We start from the raw sequence: 3,664 nt of genomic DNA on the forward strand, positions 1-3,664 counted from the left end.
ACTTATAAAGCACTACCTCATATTCTTTCAAAATTTGTGCCAAGGCTTCTTGCTGACCCAAAGCTAATTCTTGAGGAGTATTGTCTTTTAGTGCAATTCTCTTGGTGTAACGGTTTTTACCAATCACTGGGTTGCGCTTCTGAGGATCTGTTGCAGTAAGGAAAAACTCTACCGTAACGACTGCCTCTGGGCGAACCCGGTAATCACCATAAAACTCCTCTATAGATGTCTGAAGAATGTAATACGGAAAGAAGCTATTTCCCTGCCCTACTGTCATCGAAAAGATTTGAGCATTATTCAACCACTGACGAGTCGCATTGCTCACCATCTCATTCGGTAACGCAGAATAGATATTATAAAAATCCTTTTCGTAGCGCTGATCACCTAATCGATAAACTAAAGACTTGCCATCAAAAGGAGGTGTTGTCGAAACTGAACCCATCTTGAGCCATAAATCACTACGCGGCTTATAGGGTGCACCAGTACGCTCTGGTGCCACCATCCAACTGCTGGTCTCTAGAGCCGGTCTTTTGGGCAAAGAGCAGGCGCTCAATGCAGTCATGATGAATAGACAAGCAGCAAATTGGGTCAGGCGTGAGCTCTTCATCATCGGAATATTAATTGGGGTCATTTTTGAGCTCCATTGATTGGAGGCGTAATACGCGCAGGTGGTTCACCCCAAATCAAAGTAGATGGAGATTGGCTGGCAACACGAGTGAATTCATTTAACTGTTCGCTCGCCTGACGCAGGTTCTCTAAAGTTGCAGTGGTATCACCCTGAACGCTGGTAACGGTTTGACGTAAGGAAACCATCGTTGCAACCAATTCGCGCATCAGAATATTGAGTTGGTCCTTATCTGTGACCTTAGCAATCCGATCTAACAGTACATTCAAATCTTGAACTGAGTTGATCAGGCCAGCATTCTGCTTTCCATCTCCAGCCATCAACTTATTCAGGTTACCCAAGAGCGCATCAAATTTCTTTTGAGTTCCATCCACATCTAAGCCATTAAGTGCGCCAATTAACTTCTGAATGCCAGAAATAATTTCATCGGCCTGATTTGGCATAGAGGGGACCACTGGATACTCGGGAACCCAAGGGTATTTGAGAGTGTAATTTCGATCAGGCTTGGGATAAAAATCCAGTTCCACATAATTCACGCCAGTAATACCCATTGATCTAATGCGTGCGCGCAAGTTATCTTTAACAAATGTTTCTAGGTGGTTTTTTTCTATAGCATCGCCATAAATTTGCATTCTCACAACCACATACTCTTGCTTCTGAATCATCGGGGTTTCCTTCTCATACAAATCCCCCGATAAACCGATAGATGTGACCTGCCCAATCTTTACGCCCCTGAATCGCACAGCTGCTCCAGCATCTAGACCAGTTACCGATTGCTTGACATAGGTTTCCACCATAAATGATTTTTTAAAGAACTGTCCTGAGCCAAAAATCAAGATAATGGCAAGCAATGCACCGATTGCCGCCAGAACAAAAACGCCCAGGCGGAAATAATTGGGATTGGAGTTATTACTCATGCTGCGTCCTTGCTCATGATGCGATTAAAGAATTGGTGCACTCGAGGATCTTTGCTGCTGTCTCTCAGCACCTTGGGATCACCCTCAGCAATAATGCCTTTAGCGTCCTTGTCCAACATAACCACCTTATCGGCGATCGAATAAATACTGGCTAACTCATGAGAAACAATCACGAAAGTAAATCCCAAGTTTTTGGAGAGGTCCAAGATCGTACTATCTAAATCAGCTGATGTAATCGGATCAAGGCCGGCTGATGGCTCATCCAAAAATAATATCTTTGGATCTAAAGCCATCGCACGCGCAATCGCGGCACGCTTTTGCATACCGCCGCTAATCTCACTAGGCATATAAGTTTCGTATGGAAGCAAACCCACCAGATCAAGCTTACACCGCGCCAATAGATTCATTTGATCTCTACTGAGCTGCGTGTACTCCTCCATAAAGAGTGTCACGTTATCAAGCAAATTCATAGAACCAAATAGAGCGCCCTGCTGATACATTACTCCAAAACTCGTCATGATTTTTTGACGTTCGGCACCTTGAGCCACAGTAATATTTTGACCCTCAATCAAAACATCTCCAGCAAGCGGTTGATATAGTCCAAATAAATTTTTTAAGAGGCTCGACTTACCGCATCCAGAGCCACCCAAAATGACAAAGATCTCGCCATTCTTGACGGAAAAATTGAGGTTCTGTAAGAGTACCTTTGAGCCATAACCTACAGTCAGGTTTTGAACATCGATTGCGTTATCGATTGCATCCATCAGAAACCCGTCCTGTAAGAGATGTAGGCAAAGATACCGTCTACCAAGACGATCATGACAATGCTACTCACCACTGCCCGAGTTGCAGAGATGCCCACAGCGGCAGCACCGGTACCTGTTTGCATGCCACGCAAACAACCCATTGCAGAAACAACCACACCAAATAAAGTAGCCTTCAGAAGACCTGATAGAACATCTTCCACGTCAACAGCGGCCAACATGCCGTTGTAAAAATTAATAAAGGGGATGCCATAAATTTGCATTGTCAGCATGGAGGAAAAAATACTGACGATATCGGCAAATAAGGTCAATATTGGCGCCACTAGAATTCCGGCTAATACGCGCGGCACTACCAAGAATCGAATAGGGCTTAAGCCGCCGGTGACCAAAGCATCCACTTCACTATTGACAGTCATTGTTCCGATCTCGGCAGCAAAAGCTGCTGATGAGCGGCCAGCAAGCAAGATTGCAGTGATGAGAGGCCCCATCTCACGCACGATACCCAAAGCAGCGAGCGGCCCCACAAACGAAACAGCGCCAAATTGCTGCATGCCGATAGCGGCTTGAAAAGACAAAATTACGCCAATTAAAAATGCAACCAGACCAACAATGGGTAATGCAGCGATACCAGCCTCTACAGCTGCATTAACAAAGTCACCCCAGCGAACTTGCTTGATGTGGCGTATCGACCAAGCCAAGTCTGCTGATAGATGCCCGATGAAGGTAACCAGTCCGCGAGCATCATCTATGAGATTTTGAGCGGCCATGCCGGTGCTCACTACAAAATTTCTCTTTTGCTTAACAGCGGGGACAGGGAATAAATTCTGAATGGGATCGAATTCATTCAATAGCGGTTGATACTTCGGATCTAGGCCCTGGATATCAAAGTGTCCGCCTGCTTTTTGTTGGGCCTCTTGTACGTCAATTAAAAAGGCAAAAGCAGATCCATCTAGCGAACTTACCTTTGAAGCATCAAAAACGAGGGAACAGCTTTGAGCATCCCCTTGCCCCAACCACAGGGTTTGTTTTTCACGCACTGCTGTCCACACGCCGGCCAATGAATACACATTAACGACACCACTCAAGCTCACTTGAGCATGCAATGCATCGGTTTGTGACCAAACCGCAACTGGAGCCAGTGAATCTGAGGGAATAGCGTCTGGAATGCTCATAGGCAAACTATAAGGGATCTGGATAAAACCACTCTGAAATGCCTAAAAAAGAAAAAGGGCCCAGTCTTTCAACTAGGCCCCATACGAGTTGGTGCGGCTGGCAGGAATTGAACCCACGACCCCTTGGTTCGTAGCCAAGTACTCTATCCAGCTGAGCTACAGCCGCAACAGCCATAATTATGCCAT

General features: G+C 45.6%; 4 protein-coding genes and 1 tRNA gene. All 5 read right to left on the bottom strand.

Annotated elements, in window-relative coordinates; all coding sequences use genetic code 11:
* The coding region (locus tag B7Y67_RS10165; RefSeq protein WP_293598545.1) for an ABC-type transport auxiliary lipoprotein family protein at window positions 1–631 on the bottom strand (631 nt) is incomplete at its 3' end.
* Window positions 628–1,542 carry an MlaD family protein gene (locus B7Y67_RS10170; RefSeq protein ID WP_293598546.1) on the bottom strand — a complete coding sequence of 305 codons (915 nt, stop codon included), beginning with the start codon at window positions 1,540–1,542 and terminating at the stop codon, window positions 628–630. The genes B7Y67_RS10170 and B7Y67_RS10165, both read right to left, overlap by 4 nt.
* A complete protein-coding gene (locus B7Y67_RS10175; protein WP_293598547.1) occupies window positions 1,539–2,306 on the bottom strand; it encodes an ABC transporter ATP-binding protein in 768 nt (255 codons plus the stop codon). The genes B7Y67_RS10170 and B7Y67_RS10175 overlap by 4 nt, the downstream gene beginning before the upstream one ends.
* Window positions 2,306–3,478, bottom strand: coding sequence for an ABC transporter permease (locus B7Y67_RS10180; RefSeq protein WP_293598548.1), 1,173 nt, complete (start codon window positions 3,476–3,478; stop codon window positions 2,306–2,308). The genes B7Y67_RS10175 and B7Y67_RS10180 overlap by 1 nt, the downstream gene beginning before the upstream one ends.
* Before the next feature lie 89 nt (window positions 3,479–3,567).
* Window positions 3,568–3,644 (bottom strand) — tRNA-Arg (locus B7Y67_RS10185).
* Window positions 3,645–3,664 lie beyond the last annotated feature (20 nt).

This window comes from Polynucleobacter sp. 35-46-11, from assembly GCF_002281105.1.

What these genes read in the sequence shown, in the direction of transcription:
- B7Y67_RS10170 (WP_293598546.1), bottom strand. Translation starts at nt 1,542, where the DNA reads ATGAGTAATAACTCCAATCCCAATTATTTCCGCCTGGGCGTTTTTGTT.
- B7Y67_RS10175 (WP_293598547.1), bottom strand. Translation starts at nt 2,306, where the DNA reads ATGGATGCAATCGATAACGCAATCGATGTTCAAAACCTGACTGTAGGT.
- B7Y67_RS10180 (WP_293598548.1), bottom strand. Translation starts at nt 3,478, where the DNA reads ATGAGCATTCCAGACGCTATTCCCTCAGATTCACTGGCTCCAGTTGCG.